Source organism: Nonomuraea sp. B208 (genome assembly GCF_057536035.1).
Genome location: NZ_BAAJOU010000020.1, coordinates 193392 through 215024, shown reverse-complemented (window position 1 = coordinate 215024; position 21633 = coordinate 193392). Strand labels below are relative to the sequence as shown.

The window sequence follows — 21633 nt, the reverse complement described above, 5'->3', positions numbered from 1 at the left end:
CCGCCGGGGAGGATGCGTGACTACGCTGAGCCATGAGGCGCACCGCTTCGACTGGCTGATCACCGACTTCGTCCGCAACACGCCCGGAGTCGCGCACGCCGTGGTCGTCTCGGCCGACGGGCTCTGCCTGGCGGCCTCCGAGGGGTTCCCGCCGGACCGGGCCGACCAGCTCGCCGCGGTCTCCGCGGGCCTGCTGAGCCTGACCGTGGGCGCCTCCCGGGTGTTCGAGGGCGGCGCGGTGACGCAGACCGTCGTCGAGATGCAGCGCGGGCTGCTGATCGTCATGGCCATCAGCGACGGCTCGGTGCTGACCGTGCTGGCGGGTCCGGATTGTGACATGGGTTTGGTGGCGTATCAGATGACGCTGCTGGTAGACAGGGCGGGACAGGCGCTCACGCCCGCCCTGCGCGCCGAACTGCAGGCAGCCAGGGCGCGGTGATGTGATGGAACTGATGGGAGCGGGCCGTGTACGGCAGTGACGGGATCGGGGAAGAAGAGCCCCTGTTCCGTCCCTATGCGGTGACGGGCGGTCGTTCCGAGCCGCGGTACCACCTCGCGATGGAGACCCTGATCTCCTCGATGTCGATCCCGGACGCCGAGATGGCTCTGCTCACCCCCGAGCAGGAGGCCATCATGCAGCTCTGCAGGACGTTCCGGTCGGTCGCCGAGATCTCGGCCCTGCTCCGCGTCCCGCTGGGCGTGGCGAGGGTGCTCGTGGCGGACATGTCCGACGAAGGGCTTGTCCGCCTGCACCAGCCACGCCTCCAGCAGGGACAGCCAGACCTCAACATGCTCGAAAGGGTGCTCAGTGGACTACGCAGGCTCTAGCCCCGGCCTCACCTCGACGAAGATCGTCGTGGCCGGGGGCTTCGGCGTCGGCAAGACGACGTTCGTGGGGGCGGTGTCCGAGATCCTCCCGCTCACCACGGAAGCGGTCATGACCGACGCGTCCGCGGGCATCGACGACCTGGGGATGACCCCCAACAAGCAGACCACGACCGTGGCGATGGACTTCGGCCGGCTCTCGCTGGACCGGGACCTGATCCTCTACCTGTTCGGCACGCCCGGGCAGCACCGGTTCTGGTTCATGTGGGACGACCTGGTGAAGGGCGCGATCGGGGCCGTGGTCCTGGTCGACACCCGCCGGTTGGCCGACAGCTTCCCCGCCATCGACTACTTCGAGGAGGCGAAGCTGCCGTTCGTCGTCGGCATCAACGGCTGGGACGGGCAGTTCGTCCACTCCGACCCGGAGGTCAGGGAGGCGCTGGCGCTCTCGCCGCACACGCCGATCGTCCGCACCGACGCCCGCAACCGCGAGTCGGTCAAGGCGACGCTGATCACGCTCGTCGAGCACGTCGTACGCCTGCGCGCCGCCGTCCACTGAGCGCCTACCGGTCCAGCAGCCGGTAGCGGCGGACCGACAGGACGAAGAACACGGCGGTGATGGCCACGGGCCACGCCACGGCCATGAGCACCGGGTGCTGCGCCACCCAGGAGCCGCCGCCCCAGCCCGGGTTGCCGAAGAGCTGCCGGGCCGCGGCCACCGTGGACGACAGCGGGTTCCACTCGGCGATCGCGCCCAGCCAGCCCGGCATGGTGCCGGGGGCGACGAAGGCGTTCGACAGGAACCCGACGGGGAACTCCAGGGTCTGGACGACCACCGCCGCGCCCGGCTCGCGCGCCACCAGGCCGAGATACATCCCGGCCCACAGCAGCGAGAAGCGCAGGAGCAGCAGCAGGCCCACCGCGCCGAGCGCCCCGCCGGCCGTGGCCGGCCGCCAGCCCACGGCGAGCCCGCAGGCCAGCAGGCCGGCGAGGATCAGCGCCGAGTGGAGCAGGTCGGCGACGGCCCGGCCGACGAGCACGGCCGAGGGTGACATGGGCAGCGAGCGGAACCGGTCGGTGACGCCCTTGGCGGCGTCGGCCGACACGGCGACCATGGTGGCGCTCAGGCCGAAGAGCATCGTCATGCCGTACATGCCGGGCATGAGGAAATCGAAGTAGCCGGCTCCCTGCGGCACCCGTACGGCGCCGCCGAACAGGTAGCCGAAGGCCAGCGTGATCATGATCGGGAAGGCGATCCCGAAGACCACGGTCATCGGCTGGTTGCGCCAGTGGATCAGGTCGCGCCGGGCGACGGTCCAGCCGTCGGCCAGCGCCCATCGCAGCGCGGTCATGCGTGCTCTCCTCCGGTTCTCACGGGGGTGGCGGTCAGGGTCAGGAAGACCTCGTCGAGGGTCGGCCGCCGTACGGTGATGTCCTCGGCCTCGATCCCGGCCGCGGCCAGCGCGGCCGGGACCTCCGTGAGGGCCTTCACCCGGTCGGCCACGGGCGCGGACACGCGGCGGGCGTCGGGGTCGGACTCGACCGGCCCGCCGGCCGCGCGGGCCGCGATCCCCGCGGCCTCCGCCAGCCGCTCGGGGGCATGGATCACCACGTCCAGCCGGTCGCCGCCGAGCCGGGACTTCAGCTCGTCCGGCGTGCCCTCGGCCACCACCCGGCCCGCGTCCACGACCGCGATCCGGTCGGCGAGCCGGTCGGCCTCCTCCAGGTACTGCGTGGTCAGCAGGACGGTCGTGCCGCCGGCGACCAGCTCGCGCACCGCGCGCCAGATCTCCGTACGGCTGCGCGGGTCGAGGCCCGTCGTCGGCTCGTCGAGGAACAGCACGGGCGGCGCCAGGATCAGGCTCGCGGCGAGGTCGAGCCGCCGGCGCATGCCGCCCGAGTAGTCCTTGGCCGGGCCGTCGTGCCGCAGCCCGAACCGCTCCAGCAACTCACCCGCCCGCGCCCGTGCCGCCGCCGCGCCCAGGTGGTGCAGGCGGCCGAACAGCTCCAGGTTCTGCCGGCCGGTCAGCAGCTCGTCCACGGCGGTGTGCTGGCCGACCAGGCCGATGTTGCGGCGCACCTCGCGCGGCCGGCGCACCACGTCGTGCCCGGCCACCTCGGCCCGGCCGCCCGACGGGCGCAGGAGCGTGGTGAGGATGCGCACGGCCGTGGTCTTGCCCGCGCCGTTGGGGCCGAGCAGGCCGCAGACCGTGCCCTCGCCCACGTCCAGGTCGAGGCCGTCCAAGGCCGTCTTGTCGCCGTATGTCTTGCGCAACCCGCGTGCCAGCACCGCCGTCATCACGCTCTCCTTCCCAAACGTACGCCGTACCGTACAGTCTACGATTCAAAAGGGCAACCGTACGGTGTACCGTACGAAGGTGACCGTCGAACACCCGGGAAAGGGCGACCCCGCCCGCAGCCTCGCCCTCCTCTGGCGCACCAGCGAGCGGGCCAGCCGCAAGGGAAAGCCGGAGCTGAGCGTCGAGCGCATCGTGCGCGCCGCGATCGAGGTGGCCGACGCCGAGGGCCTGCAGGCGCTGTCCATGCGCCGCGTGGCCGAGCGGCTGGGCGTCGGGACGATGTCCCTCTACACGTACGTGCCGGGCAAGCCGGAGCTGTTCGACGTCATGCTCGACACGGTCTACGGCGAGACCGCCCGCCCCGACGACGTCCCCGGCGGCTGGCGGGGCCGCCTGGAGCAGATCGCCCGCGAGAACTTCGCGCTCTACCTGCGCCACCCCTGGCTGCTCCAGGTGGCCGCGAGCCGCCCGGTGCTCGGCCCCAACGTGACCGCCAAGTACGACTACGAGCTGCGCGCCGTGGACGGCATCGGCCTGAGCGACGTGGAGATGGACGCGGTGATCACCCTGATCACCGGCTTCGTGCACGGCACGGCCAGGGGAGCGGTCGAGTCGGCCCAGGTCGAGAGCCAGACGGGCCTGACCGACGAGCAGTGGTGGGCCGCGCACGGGCCCTTCTTCGCGCGCATCGCCGACACCGAGCGCTGGCCGGTCGCCACCCGCGTCGGCCAGGCCGCCGGCGAGGCCATGAACGCCGCCTACAGCCCCGAGCACGCCTTCGAGTTCGGCCTGCAGCGGGTGCTGGACGGCATCCAGGCCCTGGTCGAGCGCCGCGCTACGTAGCCCGGTAGAACTCCACCGGCTCGGGCGGCAGCGGGGTGTTGCCGAGGATGAGGTCGGCGGACTTCTCGGCGAGCATCATGACCGGCGCGTAGATGTTGCCGTTGGTGACGTAGGGCATGGCGGAGGCGTCCACGACGCGCAGCCCGTCGAGGCCGTGCACGCGCATGGTGTCCGGGTCCACGACGGACAGCTCGTCGGTGCCCATCCGGCAGGTGCACGACGGGTGGAGCGCGGTCTCGGCGTCCTTGGCCACCCACCGGAGGATGTCCTCGTCGGTCTCGACCTCGGGGCCGGGGGAGATCTCGCCGCCGTCCAGGCCGTCCCAGGCGGGCTGGGACAGGATGGTCCTGGCGTGCCTGACGGCCTCCACCCACTCGCGCCGGTCCTGCTCCGTGGACAGGTAGTTGAAGCGCAGGGCGGGCTTGACGCGCGGGTCGGCCGAGGTGATGCGGACCGAGCCGCGCGCGTCGGAGTACATCGGGCCGATGTGCACCTGGTAGCCGTGCCCCCCGGCCGGGGCCGAGCCGTCGTAGCGGACCGCGAGCGGCAGGAAGTGGAACATCAGGTTGGGGTAGGCCACGTCGTCGTTGGACCGGATGAACCCGCCCGCCTCGAAGTGGTTCGTGGCTCCGGGGCCGCGCCGCAGGAAGAGCCAGTTCGCGCCGATGAAGGGCCGCCGCCACAGCTGCAGCGACGGCTGCTGCGACACCGGCCGCAGGCAGGCGTGCTGGACGTAGACCTCCAGGTGGTCCTGGAGGTTCTCGCCGACCCCCGGCAGGTCGTGCACCACGTCGATGCCGAGAGGTTCGAGCAGCGCGCGCGGCCCGACGCCCGAGACCTGGAGGAGCTGCGGGGAGTTGATCGCGCCGCCGCACAGGATCACCTCGCCGGCGTCGATGCGCTCGCCGCCGACCTGTACGCCCACCGCCCGGGTGCCCTCGAAGAGCACCCGCTCGACGAAGGCGCGGGTGCGGACCGTGAGGTTGCGGCGGTGGCGCACCGGATGCAGGTAGGCGCGGGCGGCGCTGAGCCTGCGGCCCCGGTGCACGTTGCGGTCGAAGGCGGCGAAGCCTTCCTGGCGGTAGCCGTTGACGTCGTCGGTCAGCGTGTGCCCGGCCTGCTGCACGGCGGCGAAGAACGCCTCGAACAGCGGCCCCTCGGCCGGCCCGCGCTCCAGCTTGAGCGGCCCTTCGCCGCCGCGGTAGTCGGTGCCCGGGTCGGCGAGGCAGCTCTCCATGCGCTTGAAGTAGGGCAGGCAGTGGGCGTAGTCCCAGTGCTTCATGCCAGGGTCGGCCGCCCACCGTTCGTAGTCCAGCGGGTTGCCGCGCTGGAAGATCATCCCGTTGATGCTGCTGGAGCCGCCGAGCACTTTGCCCCGCGCGTGGTAGACGCGCCGGTCGTTCAGGTGCGGCTCCGGCTCGGACTCGTACTTCCAGTCGTAGCGGCTGTTGCCGATGGGGAACATCAGCGCGGCGGGCATGTGGATGAAGACGTCCCACAGGCTGTCGGGGCGCCCGGCCTCCAGCACGAGCACCGACGTGGCGGGGTCGGCGCTGAGCCGGTTGGCCAGGGCGCAACCGGCCGAGCCGCCGCCCACGATGACGAAGTCGAACCTCACCGGGGGATCCAGTCCTTCCACACGATCTTGTTCTCCGCCACCCACTCGGCGGCGGCCTGCTCGGCCGTCTTGCTGTCGTTGATCATCGCGCTCGCGACCCGGTTCTGGTCGTCGTTGGTCCAGGTGAAGTTGCGGACCAGCTCGTAGGCCCGGCCGCCCTTCTCGGCGAAGCCGCGGCTGACGATCTTGTCCAGCAGGTACGGCGGATAGTCGCAGGCGACCCTGGCCGCGTCGGCGTCGCAGCCGACGGCGTACGCCGGCAACGCGATCTTGACCAGCTTCACCTTCGTGAACAGCCATTGCGGCTCGTAGAAATACATGAGCAGCGGCGTCCGATTCTTCGTCGCGTCCTGGGCCGCCTTGATCAACGCGTCCTCGCTGCCCGAGTAGACGACCTTGTAATTCAGGCGGAGGTTGCGTACCAGAGCCTCGTCATTCGTCACGAACGTCGGATCGCCGTCCAGGATCTGACCGGCGTTTCCGGTTTTTTCGGTCCGGAAGAGGCTTGCGTACTTATTGAGGTTTCGGTAGTCCGTAATGTCGGGATATTTCTTGGCCATCCACTCGGGGACGTACCAGCCGATCACTCCCTTGTTCCCGGTGAGCCCGGCCGACAGCGCGACCTTCTTCTGCTCGATGTACTGCTTCTTCAGGTCGGGATGGCCCCAGTTCTCGATGATGACGTCGACCTTGCCGGTCTCGAAATCACGCCAGGACTGTTCCTCTTTCATCTTCCGCGTGTTCACCGTGTAACCCAGCTCGTGCTCCAGCAGGTAGCTCAGCACGGCGGCCTGGGCCTCGTAGCCCACCCAGGCATGGACGTCGAGGTTGACGGTCTTCTTGGCGCCGGTGGCGGCGCCGGGCTCCTCGCTGGAGCAGGACGTCAGGAGCAGAACGGCCGCGGCCAGCGGCGCGGCGAGCGTCTTCAAGCGCATGAGAGTCTCCGGGGCCGCGGCCCGACCGAGGGGCCGCGGCCAGAAGGGGTCACTTGGGGATCCAGGCCTGCCACTTGGCGGTGTTGGCCTCGACCCACTTCTTGGCGGCCTGCTCGCCGGTCATGCCGTTGTTGGTCATGTCGTTGGCGACGGCGTTCTGGTCCTCGTTCGTCCAGTTGAAGTTCTTGACCAGCTCGTAGGCCTTGCCGCCGGTGTCGGCGAACTTCTTGCTGACGATCTTGTCGAGGTCCATCTCCGGGTAGTCGCAGGCGACCTTCTTCGGGTCGGCGTCGCAGCCCTCGGTGTAGGCGGGCAGGTTCACCCGGACGAGCTGGGTCTTGTTGAACAGCCAGTGCGGGTCCCAGAAGTAGAACAGCAGCGGCTTCTGCTGCTCCTGCGCCTGCTGGGCGCTCTTGATCAGGGCCGCCTCGCTGCCGCCCACCACGACCTTGTAGTTCAGCTTGAGGTTCTTGATCAGGGCATCCTCGTTGCTGACGTACGACGGGTCGCCGAACAGCAGCTGGCCCTTGTCGCCCGACTCGGAGGTCTTGAACAGGTCGGCGTACTTGTTGAGGTTCTTGGAGTCGGTGATGTCGGGGTACTTGTCGGCCATCCACTTCGGGATGTACCACCCGATCACGCCCTTGTTGCCGGTGGAGCCGGCCTCGACCGCGACCTTCTTCTCCTCGATGAACGACTTCTTGAGGTCGGGGTGGCCCCAGTTCTCGATGATGACGTCGACGCTGCCGTTCTCGAAGCCCTCCCAGGCGAGCTGCTCCTTGATCTCGGGCAGCTCCACGGTGTAGCCGAGCTCGTTCTTCAGCAGGTACGCCACCACGTTCGCGCTGGCCTCGTACCCGACCCACGGGTTGATCGCGATCTTGACAGTGCCCGTCGAGCTGCCGGTGCCGCCCTGCGGGGCGCCGGCCGAGGCGCTGGGGGAGGTCTCGACCGTGGCTCCGCCGCATCCCGCGGCGGCCATCCCAAGAGCGAGCAAGCCTGCGAGCAGGCGGATCTTCATGTGCTTTTCCTTCTGTGGGGGGAAGGGCGCCGGTCCGCGCCCTGCGTGATGCGGTCGAGCATGACTCCGAGCAGCACGGTCGCGACGCCGGCCACGAAGCCCAGCCCGAAGTCGGTGCGCTGGGAGAAGCCGACCACCACGTCGTAGCCGAGCGCCCCCGCCCCGACCAGGCCGCCGACGACCACCATGGCCAGCGTCATCACGATGCCCTGGTTGGCGGCCAGCAGGATCGCCCGCCGGGCCATCGGGAGCTGCACCTTCCACAGGAGCTGGCCCGGGGTGGAGCCGGCCGACACGGCGGCCTCGACGACCTCGGCGGGAACGGCCCTGATGCCGTCCTCCACCAGGCGCACCACGGGCGGCACGGCGTAGATGACCGAGGCGAAGATGGCCGTGAACCTGGTGGTCCCGAACAGCGCCAGCGCGGGCAGCAGGTAGACGAAGGCCGGCATGGTCTGGGCGGCGTCCAGCAGCGGACGCTGGACGGCGGACCAGCGCGGCGAGCGGGCCGCGGCCACCCCCAGCAGCAGGCCGATCACCAGGGTGACCAGCACCGCGAGCGCCACCGTGGTCATCGTCTGCATGGCGTGCTCCCACGTGCCGAGCAGCGCGATCGCCAGCAGGCAGCCGAGCGCGGTCAGCGCCGCCCGTGGGCCGCTGACCCGCCAGGCCACGGCCAGCACGGTCAGCGCGACCAGCCACCAGGGGGCCGAGGTGAGCAGCGACTCCAGCGGGTTGAGCAGCAGGACGGAGGTCTGGTCCTTGACGAACGTGGTGACCGGGTACCAGCTCGTCTCGGCCCACCGTACGGCGGCGTTGATCTCGGCCGTGACGTTGAGCGTCCAGCCCTCCGGCCAGGCGCGCGGCAGCACGGGGATCAGCGCGAGGCCGGCCGCGGCCAGCGCGCCCGCGGCGGCGAGGTCGAGCCGGCGCAGCCGGGCGTGGGGGCCCCGGCGGGCCAGCGCCGTCGTCATCCGGTCGAGCACGATCGCCATGACGACGACAGCGACCCCGGCCGGCAGCATGATGCCGACCTGGGCCCGCGACAGGCCGCGGATGATGTCGCCGCCGAGCCCGGGGGCGGCGATCAGGTTCGCGATGACGACCATGGACAGGGCCATCATGATCGTCTGGTTGACCGCCAGCGCGATCGTGGGCCGGGCCAGCGGCAGGACGACCTTGAACAGCGTCTGGCGGCCGGTGGCGCCGAGCGACCCCGACGCCTCGACGGCCGTGGGGGAGACCTCCGAGACGGCCAGCGCGGTGATGCGGATGGCCGGCGGGATCGCGTAGATCATCGTGGCGATGGCCCCGGCCGGGGCGCCGATGTGGAAGAACAGCGCGAGCGGGGCCAGGTAGGCGAACGTCGGCATGATCTGCATGACGTCCAGCACCGGCGTGACGGCCCGCCGCACCCGTGCCGACCGGCCCGCCCAGACGCCGATCGGGACGCCGATCGCCAGCGACAGCAGCACCGCCACCGCGACCAGGGCGAGGGTGTCCACGCTGGACTGCCAGAGCCCGAGCACGCCGAACGTGCTCACGCCCGCGACCGCGAGCAGCCCGATCCGCCAGCCGCCGGCCAGCCAGGCCAGGCCGCCCAGCACGCCGGTCAGGCCGGGCCAGCCGAGCGCCGCCAGCGCGCCGGAGAACAGGTCGTAGAGCGAGCCCACGAAGAGCCGGATGTAGTTGAGGAAGTAGAGGAACAGCGGGCTCTCGTTGCGGTGCCCGTCGATCCACTCGCGCAGGTCGGTGACGGCCAGGAACTGCGGGGCCTCCTTGTCGTGCGGCAGCGTGCCCGTGCCGCGGAAGACCAGGTAGGCCACGACGATCAGCACCGCCACGCCGGCCGGGGCCGCCCAGCGGGGGAGCCTGAGCCTGGAGGGCGCGCCGACCGCCGTGGTGCTGCTCATGCCCCCGCCTTGACCGGCACGTCCTCGCCGGACAGGAACGTCAGCAGGTCCACGCGGTCCACGACGCCGGCCAGCTCGCCGCCGTCCACGACCCGGATCGGGCGGGCGGAGGCCGAGGCCACGCCGATGGCGTCCTTGACCAGGGTGGTCACCGGCAGCTCGGGCCCGTCCAGCGCCTCGCCGGGCTCGGGGGAGCGCATGATCCAGCGCAGGGTCAGCACGTGGCTGCGCGGCACGTCGCGGACGAAGTCGGCCACGTAGTCGTCGGCGGGCGCGCCCACCAGCTCCTCGGCCGTGCCGAGCTGCACGATCGAGCCGGCCCGCATGATCGCGATCCGCTCGCCCAGCTTGAGCGCCTCGGACAGGTCGTGGGTGATGAACACCATCGTCTTGCCGACCTCACGGTGCAGGCGGATGACCTCGGCCTGCATGTCACGCCTGATGAGCGGGTCGAGCGCGCTGAACGGCTCGTCGAACAGCATCACCTGCGGGTCCACCGCGAGCGCCCTGGCCAGGCCGACGCGCTGCTGCATGCCCCCGGAGAGCTGGTCGGGGTAGGCGTCGGCGTAGCCGTCGAGGCCGACGAGGGAGAGGATCTCGCCGGCCCGCGCGTGCCGGTCGGCCCTGGGCGTGCCCTGGATCTCCAGGCCGTAGGCGACGTTGTCGACCACCTTGCGGTGCGGCAGCAGGCCGAAGTGCTGGAAGACCATGCTGACCTGGTGGCGGCGGATCTCGCGGAGCCGGGCGGGCGAGGCGCGGCCGACGTCCTCGCCGCCGATCGTGATCGTGCCCGCCGTGGGCTCGATCAGCCGGGTCAGGCACCGGACCAGGGTGGACTTGCCGCTGCCCGACAGGCCCATGACCACGAAGACCTCGCCGGGGCGCACCTCGAAGCTCACGTCACGTACGGCGGCGGTGCAGCCGGTCTTCTCGCGCAGCGCGGCGGGTTCGAGGTGCCGGTCCTCACTGTCCAGCACTTTGCGCGCCCGGGATCCGAAGATCTTCCAAAGGCCCGTGACGCTGATTGCCGCGCTGTCGGGAGAATCCCCCACTACTCGCCTCCTCGTTTGCCGTCGCTCAACATATGGCGTGATTAATGTCGATCTCAACGGTGTGACCGTCCGGAGACCGGCGTGCTTCCGGGGCGTTATTGCTTTGAAACGTTCAAACCGCCCATCAGGCGACAGCGGGTGAGTCAGAGGTGCATTTCCGGCTGGACCGGTCCGGAACTTGGAACTCCAGATTTTCCCGGCGTACCACACAGATAGATTTTTGTCGCGATATGTTTGGGTAGCTTCCCTGCCACGTGATGTGTTCCAATTACCGGCACTTGCTGATTTCCTCAGGGGACACAGGCCCCTCCCTTATACGCCGATTCGGGCGAGGTGCGTTCCGGTGACTACACAGCTGAGCCAGAGGAGGCAGACCGGCGAAGGCAACTGGCGGCTGCGCAACTGGCGGGTACGGGCACGGCTCGTGGCGCTCATTCTCATCCCCACGGCCGCCGCCGTCCTGCTGGGCGGCATCCAGGTGCTCGCCTCCACCTCCGCGGCCGGCGACTACGCCAGGACGAACCAGTTCGCCCGTCTCTCGGAGGAGCTGGGCGCGCTCACGCACGCCGTCTCCGGCGAACGCGCCAGGATGTCCTGGTACATCGCCCGCAACCGGCCCGCCAGCGCCCTGAACGACGTCCAGAACCAGATGGACGAGAGCGACCTCGCGGCCAGGGACGTCCGCGCCATCGCCCGCGAGCTCCTCGGCGAGGTCACCGGCCGCACCGCCGACCAGCTCGAACAGCTGCTCAACCGGCTCGACGACCTGATCGCGCTGCGCAAGCAGGCCCTGGAGGCCAACCTGCTGCCCGGCCCGGCCGTCGAGCTCTACACGACGGTCATCGCCGACCTGCTCGCCACGCACAACGAGCTGATCAAGGGCAGCTCCGACGACGAGCTGTTCCGCCAGACCCGCATGCTCGACGCGCTCGCCCGGGTCAAGGAGAGCGTCGCCTACCAGCAGGCCCTGGTCACCGTCGTGCTCACCGAAGGGGCCTTCGACCCCGAGCAGCTGGAACGTTTCCTCGGCCGGCAGGCCGGCGAGGCCGCCGAGCGCAGGGCCTTCGCCGCCGAGGCCACCGCCGCGGAACGCCGCTTCTTCGACGAGACCGTCAACGGCAACGTCGCCGAGCGCATGTTGTTCCTGCGCGAACTCGTGCTCATCAGGTCCACGAACGGCCTGCCGCTGCGCGGCCTGGACCTGTCCAAGAAGGACGACGCCAGGGAGTGGTTCGAGGCGTCCAAGGCCGTCGTGGACGCCATGCGCACGGTCGAGAAGCGCCAGGCCGCCGGCATCCTCGCCCGCAGCGAGGAGCTGAGCGCCGCCGAGCGCCGCAGCGCCTGGGTCGTCGCGGGCGCCGTGCTCGCCCTGCTGGTGGCCGTGCTGCTGGTCACCACCGGCGTGGCCCGCTCGATGGTGCGCCCGCTGCGCCGGCTGCGCAGCGAGGCACTGGAGATCGCCGGGCACCGGCTGCCCGCCTTCGTCCAGCACCTGCGCGAGTCCCGGGACGGCGAGATCGCGGCCGAGGTCCCGCCCATCGGCATCTTCACGAAGGACGAGGTGGGCGAGCTCGCCCGCGCCTTCGACGAGGTGCACCGCGAGGCCGTGCGGCTGGCCGGCGACGAGGCCCGGCTGCGCTCCAACGTCAACGCCATGTTCGTCAACCTGTCGCGGCGCAGCCAGACCCTGGTCGAGCGGCAGCTCACGCTCATCGAGAAGCTGGAGCGTGGCGAGCGCGACGACGCCCGGCTGGCCGACCTGTTCAAGCTCGACCACCTCGCCACCCGCATGCGCCGCAACAGCGAGAACCTGCTGGTCCTCGCCGGGCAGGAGGCCGCGCGCAAGTGGAGCGAGCCGGTCGAGGTCATGGACATCGTGCGCGCCGCGCTCGGCGAGGTCGAGAGCTACGACCGGGTCAGCATCCAGGTGCAGTCGGACGTCGCCATCGCCGGCCAGGCCGTCACCGACGTCGTGCACCTGCTCGCCGAGCTGGTCGAGAACGCGGTGTCGTTCTCGTCCCGCGACACCAAGGTGATCATCTCCAGCAGCCGCATCGACGGCGGCTCGCTGCTGCTGTCGGTCACCGACAACGGCATCAGCATGACCCAGGAGGAGCTGGCCGAGGCCAACCACCGGCTGGCCAACCCGCCCGTCGTGGACGTGTCGGTGTCGCGGCGCATGGGCCTGTTCGTGGTCGGGCGGCTGGCGCTGCGGCACAACATCCGGGTGCAGCTCCGCCGCCAGGACGTCGGCGGGCTGACCGCGATGGTGCTCGTCCCGCCGATGCTGCTCACGGCGGTGAACGGCGCGCTGCCGGGCCAGAGCCAGCAGCACGGCCAGCAGCACGGCCAGCAACAGGGCCTGCAGCACGGCCAGCAACAGGGTCTGCAGCACGGCCTCCAGCACGGGCAGCCGCCGATGGCCGCCATGCCCTCCGGGCCGCCGATGACGTCGATCCCGGCCGCGCCGGTCGCGTCCCCCGTGCCGCCCGCGCCGCCCGTCCCGCCGGCGCCGCGGCAGCCCGCCGCGCCGATGGCGCCCTTCGCCGGGCATCCGTCGTTCGACGCGGCGCTGCCGGAGCCGTCGTCCTGGTTCAGCTCGCCGCACACGGGCACCGGCTCCTCCTCGCTGGAGGCGCCGCACGTGACGGGGTCGTACCCGTCGTTCGCCACGCCGCTGCCGTCGTACCCGCCCGAGCCGTCCAAGGACGAGTTCCTGCCGATCTTCGCCTCGGTCGAGGACGAGAGCAGCTGGTTCAGCAAGCCCGCGCCCACGGCCGACCACCGGGAGCGCGACCTCGGCTGGTCCTCGCCCGCCGACACCGGCTGGCAGGCCGCCGGCACCGCCGCCGAGCCCGTGCAGGGCGGGACCACGAGCTCCGGCTTGCCGAAGCGCACGCCGCGCGCGAACCTGGTACCGGGCACCGCGAACCCGCAACCGCCGCCCGCTCCCGCTCCTCCGGTGTCCCCCGACCGGTTACGCAGCAGACTGGCCAGCTACCAGCAGGGCGTGCGCAAGGGCCGGTCCGAGCTTGAGGAGGACTCATGAAGGAGCTGAGTCAAGCTGCCAGGGACATGAACTGGCTGGTGAGCAGCTTCGTCGACGAGGTGCCCGGCGTCGCGCACGCCGTGGTCGTCTCCGCCGACGGCCTGCCCATGGCGTTCTCCCGCGGGTTCCCGAAGGACCGCGCCGACCAGCTCGCCGCCATCGCCGCCGGCCTGGTCAGCCTCACGGCGGGCTCGGCCCGCGTGTTCGAGGGCGGCGGCGTGACCCAGACCCTGGTCGAGATGGAACGCGGCCTGCTGCTGGTGATGTCGATCAGCGACGGCTCGTCGCTGGCGGTGCTGGCCGCGCCCGACTGCGACATGGGGCTGGTGGCGTACCAGATGACGATCCTGGTGGAGCGCGCGGGACAGGTGCTCACGCCCGCGGTGCGGGCGGAGCTGTCCGGGCGTCCGTGGTAGGGGGAGGCGATCGTGGCATCGTGGCACAACGGTGAGGCCGAGCCTGAGCGCAGCTCGCTGGTGCGCATGTACGCCCTCACGGGCGGCCGCACCACCCCGCGCAGCGCCCTGGCGATGGAGGCGCTCGTGTCCTCTGCCACGTCGGCGCAGCTCGGCCCCACCTACCCCCGCGAACACCGCGCGATCAGCGAGCTGTGCCGCCAGGTAAGATCCGTGGCGGAGATCTCGGCTCTGCTGAGTGTTCCCCTCGGCGTCGCACGGGTGCTGGTCGCCGACATGGAGGCGGACGGTCTGGTCCGCGTCTACCAGCCGCAGCTTGAGGCGGGCCTGCCGGATCGCGGCCTGCTCGAAAGGGTTCTCAGTGGACTTCGCAGGCTCTGACGCCGGGCTCACCTCGACGAAGATCGTGGTGGCCGGCGGCTTCGGGGTGGGCAAGACCACGTTCGTCGGTGCGGTCTCGGAGATCATGCCGCTCACCACCGAAGCGGTGATGACCGAGGCGTCGCAGGGCATCGACGACCTGGCGCACACCCCTGGCAAGACCACCACCACGGTGGCCATGGACTTCGGCCGGCTCTCGCTGGACCGCGACCTGATCCTCTACCTGTTCGGGACGCCCGGGCAGCACCGGTTCTGGTTCATGTGGGACGACCTGGTGAAAGGCGCGATCGGCGCGGTCGTGCTGGTCGACTCCCTGCGCCTCGCCGACGCCTTCCCCGCGATCGACTACTTCGAGGAGGCGGGGATGCCGTTCGTCGTCGGGCTCAACGGCTGGAACGGCGAGTTCCCGCACGTCGAGCACGAGGTGCGGGAGGCGCTGACGCTCTCGGCCCACGTGCCGATCGTGCGCACCGACGCGCGCGAGCGGCAGGCGGTCAAGAGCACCCTGATCACGCTGGTCGAGCACGCCCTCGCCGCCCGCGCCCGCTGACTCCGCCGGCTAGGACTGGGCGGCCCACCAGTAGGCCGCGACCAGCTCGGCCACCAGCGTCTCGGTGAGCAGCGCCACGTCCGGGTCGTCGTCGTGCGCGTAGCGGATGGCGGCCGCGGCGTCCTTCACCTCGGCGCCGACGCTCACCACCGTGGAGCCGCGCTGCCGCACCCAGTCCATGGCCTGCTCGTCGTAGCGGGAGCCGGGGAAGAGCAGGGCGCGGTAGTCGAGGGTCTTGGTGAGGTAGACGTCCACGTGCGACCAGTCGCCGCTCTCGCAGGCGTCGGCCGCGCGGCGCGGGCCCTCCCGCAGCATGAGCGCCGACTGCTCGGCCGACGACAGCCGCTCGGCGGGGGCGATCGTGTAGACGCCGTGCGGGCCGTCCAGCAGCTCCATGGTCAGCGGCAGCCACTCGTCCCTGCGGTCGAGCAGGTCGGCGGTGGCCTCGGCGGTGCGGCCGAGCAGCCCGGCCAGGTCCAGGGGCCGCCCGGTGAGCCGGCTCTCCAGCGCCAGCAGCAGCGCCAGGGTGTGCTGGAAGGTACGGCAGGCCACGCCGCCGCGCTCCTCGCCGGCGTGCATGGGGATGGTCGCGTGCGCCAGGCCGGCGAGCGCGGAGTCCGGCCGGTTGGTGAGGGCCGCGACGAAGGCCGGGCCGCCGGCGTAGCGGTCCACGGCGTCCATGGTCTCCCTGCTGCCGCCGGTGGCCGAGATCGGGATCACCAGGGTGTCCGGGGTGGCCGGGTACGTCGCCGCCGCCGAGGCGTAGTCGGCGTAGGCGTCCACGCCGGCGGCGCGCAGGCGCAGCGCCGCGACCCCGGCCGCGTACCGGGAGCTGCCCATGCCGAGGAACAGCACCCGGCGCGGGTTCGCGGGCAGCTCCGCGAAGGGGTCGGCGGCGGCGAGCGCGGCGGCCAGGCCCTCCAGGGCGGCGGGCTTGGCCTCCAGGTCGGACAGGTAGAGCTCGGGATTCACGACGGGTTCTCCTCGGTGTACCAGGTGCGCAGGACGCCCATGGGGGCGTAGCGCCAGCGGGGCAGGTGACGGGCGGCGTAGATCAGCTCGCGGCACTCCTGCTCGATCTCGAACGGGCGGATCAGGCCCTCGTCCAGCAAATCGGGGCGGCCGCGCGCGGCCAGGCGGGCCCGGTAGGCGGCCAGCAGGCCCGCGCGGGCGGCCTCGGCCCAGGCGGCGGCCCGCTCGGGCGGGGTGCCGCGGCGCTTGATCGCGACCTGGGCCACGTGCTCCAGGCTCGTGGTGAGCTGGGCGACGTCGCGGGCGGCCGGCTGCCAGGGGTCGGCGTCGGTGACCGTGGGGTTGCCGTCGAAGTCGATGACCGCGTAGCCGTCGCGCCACCGGAGTATCTGGCCCACGTGCAGGTCGCCGTGGATGCGGATGAGGGGCGAGGCGATGGGGGCGTCGAGGGGTTCGAGCTCGTGCCTGAGCCGGTCGGCGCGGCCGGCCAGCCACCGCCCGTCCTCGCCGCCGGTGAGCTCCAGCGCCTCGGCCAGCGCCCCCGCGGCCCGCACGGCGGCGGGCGGCGGCAGCTCAGCCGGCTTGGGCGACGGCGGCTCGGGTGATGGCGGCTCGGGCGACGGCGGTGACGGCGGCGTGGCCGGCGCGGTGCGGGGGAGGGTGGACAGGGCGAGGTGCAGGTCGGCGGCCAGGCGGCCGAGGTCGGCGGCGAACGCCGTCTCGCCCGCCTCGGCCTCGTCCACGCACCACTCCCAGCCGTCCCTGGCCTCCGGAAGGTAGCCCGTGGCGAGGGCGAGCAGGCACTCCCGGCCGTCGACAGGGCCGGTCAGAGCCGCGTAAGGGGGAGCTGTGTCGTTGAATCCGGCCTCAACGAGGTGGGAGAGGATCTCCGGGGTGGGATGGGGCAGCGGGACGGGTGGGGTCAGCCACTTCACGACCACTTTCTCGGCCACCACCACCGAGTAGTTCGTCTGGTCCACGTGGGCGCCGAAGTCCCTTTCACGCGGGACCCCGATGTGCGGACATGCCGGGTCGTACGAGAGGGTTGGCAGCGGCAGGAACCGGCGCACGCTGAAGGGCGCCGGCACCTCTCCCTCCAACACCGTGAGAAGCGCGGCGGTGAGCCCGCGATCTCGTGCGGTAAGGGGTTTCTCACCGAGAGAGACCAACCGCTGCGCTATTGAATCCCAATTCAACTGGTGGACCAAACTTCCAGGTAGCAATGTGGTGAAAAGTCTTGCTCATGTTGATTCGTGCTGCAACACTCTCAGCCTGGTCTGCTGTGTCCGGTAAGGTCGCGCGACCCCTCGTACATCGCACATCAAGAAGGAGTAGCGGCCGTGTCCCGTATCCGGTTCACCCGTCGTCTTCCGGCCGCCGTCGCGGCGGCCGGCCTCGCGCTTGCCGTCGCGGCGTGCGGCGGTGAGTCGTCGAACAGCTCAGACGGCGCGACCGCGGCGGCTGCAGAACAGCTCAAGCCCAATGCCGACCTGTCGAAGCAGTCGCTCCAGGTCACTGTATGGGACGGTTACACGCCGAAGGAGCTGCCCGAGAAGGCCAAGGAGAAGCTCAAGGTCTCCGAGGTGAAGGTCGGCCTGCACGCCACCAACGAGGAGGCGATGGCCAAGCTGACCGCCTCCGGCGACAGTGGCATCGACGTGGCCTTCGTCTCCGGCCAGTACGCCCAGGCGCTCAACGAGCAGGGCCTGCTGGAGCCCATCCACGCCGAGCTGGTCCCCAACCTGGCCAACCTCTTCCCGGAGGCGAGCCAGCTCTCCTACGACAAGGGCAACAAGTACTCCGTGCCCTACACCTGGGGCACCACCGGCATCTGCTACCGCAGCGACCTGGTGAAGAGCGTGCCCACCAGTTGGAACGATCTGCTGAAGCCCCCGGCCTGGGCCGACAAGAAGGTCACCATGATGACCACCGAGCGCTGGCTGGCCCTGCCCGCGCTCAAGTCCCTCGGCTTCTCGGTCAACACCGACAAGGACGAGGAGATCGCCAAGGCCAAGGAGCTGCTGCTGGAGGCCAAGCCGCACCTGCTCGCCTACGACGACACGACGTTCGGCGAGAAGCTGAAGTCCGGCGAGGCCGTGATGGTCGAGGCGTGGGACGGCTGGTGCCCGACCACCGAGAAGAACATCAAGTTCGCGGTGCCGAAGGAGGGCAGCGACCTCTGGGTGGACACCATGGTGATCATGAAGTCCTCCAAGAACAAGGAGGCCGCGCACGCCCTGATCAACTACATCCTCGACCCCGAGATCCACAGCTGGGCCGCCGAGAACATCAACTACAAGGTGCCGAACAAGGCCGCCATGGAGCGCGTCAAGGCCCCCGAGGGCTCGCTGCTCGGCGTCAAGCCGGCCGAGCTGCTCGCCGGTGAGTCGATCATCGACCTCGGCCAGGCGTCCACCAAGTACACCCGGCTTTCCAGCGAAGTCACGGCGCAGTCGTAGTCAGTGCAGTGAAGTCTGAGGCAAAGGCCCGGCCGGCGCCCCGCGTGCGGGGCCGCCGGCTGGGCGCATTCGTTTTCCTGTCACCCGGGCTGACCTACCTGGTGGTGCTGCTGCTGGTGCCGCTGGGCCTGGTGCTGAGCTACACGGTCTTCCAGCGCGGGCGCTTCGGCGGCGTGGTGTACGAGTTCACCACCGAGAACTTCACCCGCCTGATCGACCCGCTCTACCTGGGCGTGGTCGGCAACTCCCTGCGCATCGCGGCCCTGACCACGCTGATCGCGCTGCTGATCGGCTACCCGACGGCCTACCTGATCGCGCAGCTCCCCTCCAGATGGAAGACGCTCGCGCTGGTCGCGGTCGTGCTGCCGTTCTGGACGAACTTCATCATCCGGGTCTACGCCTGGATCATGCTGCTGAGCGGTCCAGGGCTGGTGAACAGCGCGCTCGGCAAGCTCGGGCTGGGGCCGTACGAGCTGCTCTACCACGAGGGGACCATCGTCACCGGGTTGTTGTACTCGTACCTGCCGCTCATGGTGCTGCCGCTGTACTCCGCCATCGAACGGCTGGACCCGCAGCTGCGCGAGGCGTCGGCCAACCTGGGCGCCTCGGCGTTCACCACGTTCCGCAAGGTGACGCTGCCGCTCAGCGTGCCGGGCGTCATGACCGGCTGCCTGTTCGTGTTCGTGCCCAGCTTCGGCAACTTCGTCATCCCCGAGATGCTCGGCGGCAGCAAGACGATCATGGTGGGCAACCTCATCCGTGACCAGTTCCTCAAGGCGCGCGACTGGCCGTTCGGCTCGACGCTGGCGCTGGCGCTCATCGCGGTGCTGGTCGTGCTGCTGATCGTGCAGGCATGGGCGGCCCGCCGTGCGTAGGTCCAAGCTGCTGTACGTCCCGTTCTGGGCCACGTACGTCTTCCTCTACCTGCCGATCGTCGTGCTCGTCGTGATGTCGTTCAACTCCGGCGACTCGGCGTACACCTACGAGGGCTTCAGCCTCAAGTGGTACGGCGAGCTGGCCGGCGACGAGCGCATCAGGACCGGCCTGGTCAACACGCTCATCGTGGCCGCGGGCTCCACCGTCATCGCCACCGTGCTCGGCACCCTGCTCGCGGTCGGCCTGGCCCGTTTCACCAGGTCGAAGACGCTCGACGCGCTCGCGCTGATGCCGGCCGTGCTGCCCGACCTGGTGCTCGCCATCGGGCTGCTGGTGTTCTACAGCGCCATCCAGCTCACGCTCGGGCTGTACTCGGTGACGCTCGCGCACGCGCTGTTCTCGATGGCGTTCGTCGCGGCGGTGGTGCGCACCCGGCTCACGGGCGCCGACACCTCGCTGGAGGAGGCCTCGCGCGACCTCGGGGCCGGGCCGGTGGTCACCTTCATGAAGGTCACGCTGCCGCAGCTCACGCCCGGGATCATCGCCGGGGCGCTGCTGGCGTTCACGTTGTCGCTGGACGAGTTCGTGATCGCCTTCTTCACGATCGGGAACGCCGAGCCGACGCTGCCGATCGTCATCTACTCAATGGTTCGTTTCGGGGTGACCCCGAAGATCAACGCGCTGGCCGCGATCCTGCTCCTGGTGAGTTTCACCGCGGTGATCGCCGGTCAGCGGATGACCAGGATCGGGGAGTCACGTGCTCAAGATTGACGGCGTCACCCGCAGCTTCGGGAGCGTCACCGCGCTGGACGACGTCTCGCTCCAGATCGAGCAGGGCGAGTTCTTCGCCCTGCTCGGCCCTTCGGGCTGCGGCAAGACCACGCTGCTGCGCATCATCGCCGGGTTCGAGACGCCGGACAGCGGGCGGGTCACGCTCGACGGCGAGGACCTGCTGTCCAAGGCGCCCAACCGGCGGCCGATCAGCCTCATGTTCCAGTCGTACGCGCTGTTCCCGCACATGACCGTGGCCAAGAACGTGGCCTACGGGCTGGAGCGCGAGCGCCTGCCGCGGCAGGAGATCAAGCAGCGGGTCGGCGAGGTGCTGGAGACGGTCGGGCTGTCGGCGCACGCCGGCCGCAAGCCCGCGCAGCTGTCCGGCGGCCAGCGGCAGCGGGTGGCGCTGGCGCGTTCCATCGTCAAGCGGCCCCGCCTGCTGCTGCTCGACGAGCCGCTGTCGGCCCTGGACAAGAAGGTCCGCGCCGACATGCAGCTCGAACTCAAGCGGCTGCAGCACGAGGTCGGCATCACCTTCGTGGTCGTCACGCACGACCAGGAGGAGGCGATGTCGCTGGCCGACCGCATCGCGGTGTTCGACACGGGCCGGGTGCGCCAGGTGGACGCGCCCGTGGCGCTCTACGAGCGGCCGAGGACGCCGTTCGTGGCGGACTTCGTGGGTGCCAACAACCTGTTCCGCGGCCTTTCCACCGGGCTCGACGCGCTGCGCAGCGAGGAGTTCGGCATGCTGGCCGGCACGCCGCTGGAGGAGCTGGAGGCGGACCAGCCCGCGCTGCTCGCGGTGCGGCCCGAGCGGGTCGAGCTGGCCGACGAGAGCTCCGTCAGGGGCATGGCGGGCAGCGTGGTGGACGTCAGCTTCTACGGCGGCGTCTCGCACGTCTCCGTGGAGGTCCCCGGCCATCCCAAGCCCGTCCTGGCGGCCGTTCAGGGGGCCGGGACGGTCCGCCCCGGGGCCAAGGTGAAGGTGCGCTGGAACGCCGAGGACGCCGTCATCATGGCGGATCCTCAGTGAGACAGATCGTTGCCGGTCGCCGCCCGCGCGTACGACAGGATCAGCTCGGCGGCCTCGGCGGGCCCGATCACGGGGTGCCGGGCGGTGATGCGGTAGCCGTAGGCGTCCTCCAGCGCCACGAGGTTGCGCGCGATCGACAGCGAGTCGGCGGCCAGCGTGAAGACGCCCAGGGCCGCCCCGGTGTCGAGGATCGCCTGGTACATCGACACCTGGCGGTCGTAGAGCGAGGTGAGCAGGACGCCGTAGACGCGGTTGCGGCCGGCGGCCCCGCCCAGCTCGTTGAGCAGGCGCACGTCGGGGTCGAGCGGCCCGGTCGGCAGCCCGGAGCGGATCGTGACGACCAGCTTCTCGGCCGGGTCGGTGAAGTCGGCGAGGCGGCGCAGGCGCTGCTCGTAGAAGCGCTCCATGCCGGCGTGCTGCGCCTCGACCAGCAGCTCGCCGAGGTCGGGGTAGTGGTAGAGCACGGCGCCGGAGGTGAGCCCCGCCTCCTCGGCGACGTGCGAGAGCTGCACGCCGTCGACGCCGTGGCGGATGATGGCTTTGCGCGCCGCCTCGATCAAGTCGATGCGCCGGTCACTCCGGCTTTTACGCTGAGCCACCCTCACCACCTTCACTC

The 21633-nt window shown here is 70.7% G+C and carries 22 protein-coding genes; 12 read left to right on the top strand and 10 right to left on the bottom strand.

The window, feature by feature from the left end:
- The first annotated feature begins 16 nt into the window (after nucleotides 1-16).
- The 3 genes from AC27IY_RS16175 to AC27IY_RS16165 are packed head-to-tail and all read left to right on the top strand — an operon-like array spanning nucleotide 17 to nucleotide 1384.
- Entirely contained in the window at nucleotides 17-439 is a 423-nt protein-coding gene (locus AC27IY_RS16175) for a roadblock/LC7 domain-containing protein (RefSeq protein ID WP_020546575.1), read from the top strand.
- 26 nt (nucleotides 440-465) lie between these two features.
- A complete protein-coding gene (locus AC27IY_RS16170; protein ID WP_091093418.1) occupies nucleotides 466-828 on the top strand; it encodes a DUF742 domain-containing protein in 363 nt (120 codons plus the stop codon).
- On the top strand, nucleotides 809-1384 hold the full coding sequence (locus AC27IY_RS16165; RefSeq protein ID WP_329583880.1) for a GTP-binding protein: 576 nt from the start codon (nucleotides 809-811) through the stop codon (nucleotides 1382-1384). The genes AC27IY_RS16170 and AC27IY_RS16165 overlap by 20 nt, the downstream gene beginning before the upstream one ends.
- A 4-nt stretch (nucleotides 1385-1388) precedes the next feature.
- On the opposite strand, the gene AC27IY_RS16160 is transcribed toward AC27IY_RS16165, so the two are convergent.
- Both AC27IY_RS16160 and AC27IY_RS16155 read right to left on the bottom strand, forming a co-directional pair.
- The gene (locus tag AC27IY_RS16160) at nucleotides 1389-2177 is read right to left on the bottom strand and encodes an ABC transporter permease (protein WP_371250105.1); all 789 of its coding nucleotides are present in this window, start codon (nucleotides 2175-2177) and stop codon (nucleotides 1389-1391) included.
- Nucleotides 2174-3124 carry an ATP-binding cassette domain-containing protein gene (locus AC27IY_RS16155; protein WP_364448716.1) on the bottom strand — a complete coding sequence of 317 codons (951 nt, stop codon included), beginning with the start codon at nucleotides 3122-3124 and terminating at the stop codon, nucleotides 2174-2176. The genes AC27IY_RS16160 and AC27IY_RS16155 overlap by 4 nt, the downstream gene beginning before the upstream one ends.
- A gap of 79 nt (nucleotides 3125-3203) precedes the next feature.
- Here AC27IY_RS16155 and AC27IY_RS16150 point away from each other — a divergent pair, with 79 nt between their 5' ends.
- Nucleotides 3204-3968 carry a TetR/AcrR family transcriptional regulator gene (locus AC27IY_RS16150; protein WP_344209216.1) on the top strand — a complete coding sequence of 255 codons (765 nt, stop codon included), beginning with the start codon at nucleotides 3204-3206 and terminating at the stop codon, nucleotides 3966-3968.
- Here the strand turns inward: AC27IY_RS16150 and betA are convergent.
- From betA to AC27IY_RS16125, 5 genes are read right to left on the bottom strand one after another with little or no spacing between them, the layout of a single operon-like run.
- Nucleotides 3961-5586 carry a choline dehydrogenase gene (betA, locus tag AC27IY_RS16145; protein WP_487178405.1) on the bottom strand — a complete coding sequence of 542 codons (1626 nt, stop codon included), beginning with the start codon at nucleotides 5584-5586 and terminating at the stop codon, nucleotides 3961-3963. The genes AC27IY_RS16150 and betA overlap by 8 nt on opposite strands.
- Complete coding sequence (locus tag AC27IY_RS16140; RefSeq protein WP_371250108.1) at nucleotides 5583-6521, bottom strand: ABC transporter substrate-binding protein; 939 nt, start codon at nucleotides 6519-6521, stop codon at nucleotides 5583-5585. Before AC27IY_RS16140 ends, betA begins: the two co-directional genes overlap by 4 nt.
- A 49-nt stretch (nucleotides 6522-6570) precedes the next feature.
- Complete coding sequence (locus tag AC27IY_RS16135; protein WP_487178404.1) at nucleotides 6571-7542, bottom strand: ABC transporter substrate-binding protein; 972 nt, start codon at nucleotides 7540-7542, stop codon at nucleotides 6571-6573.
- A complete protein-coding gene (locus AC27IY_RS16130) occupies nucleotides 7539-9455 on the bottom strand; it encodes an ABC transporter permease (RefSeq protein WP_423444308.1) in 1917 nt (638 codons plus the stop codon). The genes AC27IY_RS16135 and AC27IY_RS16130 overlap by 4 nt, the downstream gene beginning before the upstream one ends.
- On the bottom strand, nucleotides 9452-10432 hold the full coding sequence (locus AC27IY_RS16125) for a quaternary amine ABC transporter ATP-binding protein (protein WP_487178403.1): 981 nt from the start codon (nucleotides 10430-10432) through the stop codon (nucleotides 9452-9454). Before AC27IY_RS16125 ends, AC27IY_RS16130 begins: the two co-directional genes overlap by 4 nt.
- Nucleotides 10433-10850: 418 nt before the next feature.
- Here AC27IY_RS16125 and AC27IY_RS16120 point away from each other — a divergent pair, with 418 nt between their 5' ends.
- Genes AC27IY_RS16120 through AC27IY_RS16105 form a run of 4 tightly spaced genes read left to right on the top strand, consistent with a single transcriptional unit; the run spans nucleotide 10851 to nucleotide 14903 of the window.
- Complete coding sequence (locus AC27IY_RS16120; protein ID WP_487178402.1) at nucleotides 10851-13556, top strand: sensor histidine kinase; 2706 nt, start codon at nucleotides 10851-10853, stop codon at nucleotides 13554-13556.
- A complete protein-coding gene (locus AC27IY_RS16115) occupies nucleotides 13553-13972 on the top strand; it encodes a roadblock/LC7 domain-containing protein (protein ID WP_091093434.1) in 420 nt (139 codons plus the stop codon). Before AC27IY_RS16120 ends, AC27IY_RS16115 begins: the two co-directional genes overlap by 4 nt.
- Nucleotides 13973-13984: 12 nt before the next feature.
- Complete coding sequence (locus AC27IY_RS16110; RefSeq protein WP_371250112.1) at nucleotides 13985-14353, top strand: DUF742 domain-containing protein; 369 nt, start codon at nucleotides 13985-13987, stop codon at nucleotides 14351-14353.
- Nucleotides 14334-14903 (top strand): GTP-binding protein, encoded by a 570-nt coding sequence (locus tag AC27IY_RS16105; RefSeq protein ID WP_344209201.1) that lies wholly within the window; start codon nucleotides 14334-14336, stop codon nucleotides 14901-14903. Before AC27IY_RS16110 ends, AC27IY_RS16105 begins: the two co-directional genes overlap by 20 nt.
- Nucleotides 14904-14912: 9 nt before the next feature.
- On the opposite strand, the gene AC27IY_RS16100 is transcribed toward AC27IY_RS16105, so the two are convergent.
- Complete coding sequence (locus AC27IY_RS16100) at nucleotides 14913-15875, bottom strand: SIS domain-containing protein (RefSeq protein WP_423474679.1); 963 nt, start codon at nucleotides 15873-15875, stop codon at nucleotides 14913-14915.
- Nucleotides 15872-16855, bottom strand: a complete 984-nt coding sequence (locus AC27IY_RS16095) for a hypothetical protein (RefSeq protein WP_423444316.1) — start codon at nucleotides 16853-16855, stop codon at nucleotides 15872-15874. The genes AC27IY_RS16100 and AC27IY_RS16095 overlap by 4 nt, the downstream gene beginning before the upstream one ends.
- 360 nt (nucleotides 16856-17215) lie before the next feature.
- Between AC27IY_RS16095 and AC27IY_RS16090 the strand changes: the two genes are divergently transcribed.
- The 4 genes from AC27IY_RS16090 to AC27IY_RS16075 are packed head-to-tail and all read left to right on the top strand — an operon-like array spanning nucleotide 17216 to nucleotide 21017.
- Nucleotides 17216-18334: a polyamine ABC transporter substrate-binding protein gene (locus AC27IY_RS16090; RefSeq protein ID WP_344209195.1), complete on the top strand. Its 1119-nt coding sequence runs from the start codon at nucleotides 17216-17218 to the stop codon at nucleotides 18332-18334.
- A gap of 8 nt (nucleotides 18335-18342) precedes the next feature.
- Complete coding sequence (locus AC27IY_RS16085; protein WP_423474682.1) at nucleotides 18343-19209, top strand: ABC transporter permease; 867 nt, start codon at nucleotides 18343-18345, stop codon at nucleotides 19207-19209.
- Entirely contained in the window at nucleotides 19202-19981 is a 780-nt protein-coding gene (locus AC27IY_RS16080; protein WP_364448691.1) for an ABC transporter permease, read from the top strand. Before AC27IY_RS16085 ends, AC27IY_RS16080 begins: the two co-directional genes overlap by 8 nt.
- Nucleotides 19968-21017 carry an ABC transporter ATP-binding protein gene (locus AC27IY_RS16075; protein ID WP_423444321.1) on the top strand — a complete coding sequence of 350 codons (1050 nt, stop codon included), beginning with the start codon at nucleotides 19968-19970 and terminating at the stop codon, nucleotides 21015-21017. Before AC27IY_RS16080 ends, AC27IY_RS16075 begins: the two co-directional genes overlap by 14 nt.
- Here AC27IY_RS16075 and AC27IY_RS16070 read toward each other — a convergent pair.
- Nucleotides 21011-21616 (bottom strand): TetR/AcrR family transcriptional regulator, encoded by a 606-nt coding sequence (locus AC27IY_RS16070; protein ID WP_329583851.1) that lies wholly within the window; start codon nucleotides 21614-21616, stop codon nucleotides 21011-21013. The genes AC27IY_RS16075 and AC27IY_RS16070 overlap by 7 nt on opposite strands.
- Between the last annotated feature and the right edge of the window lie 17 nt (nucleotides 21617-21633).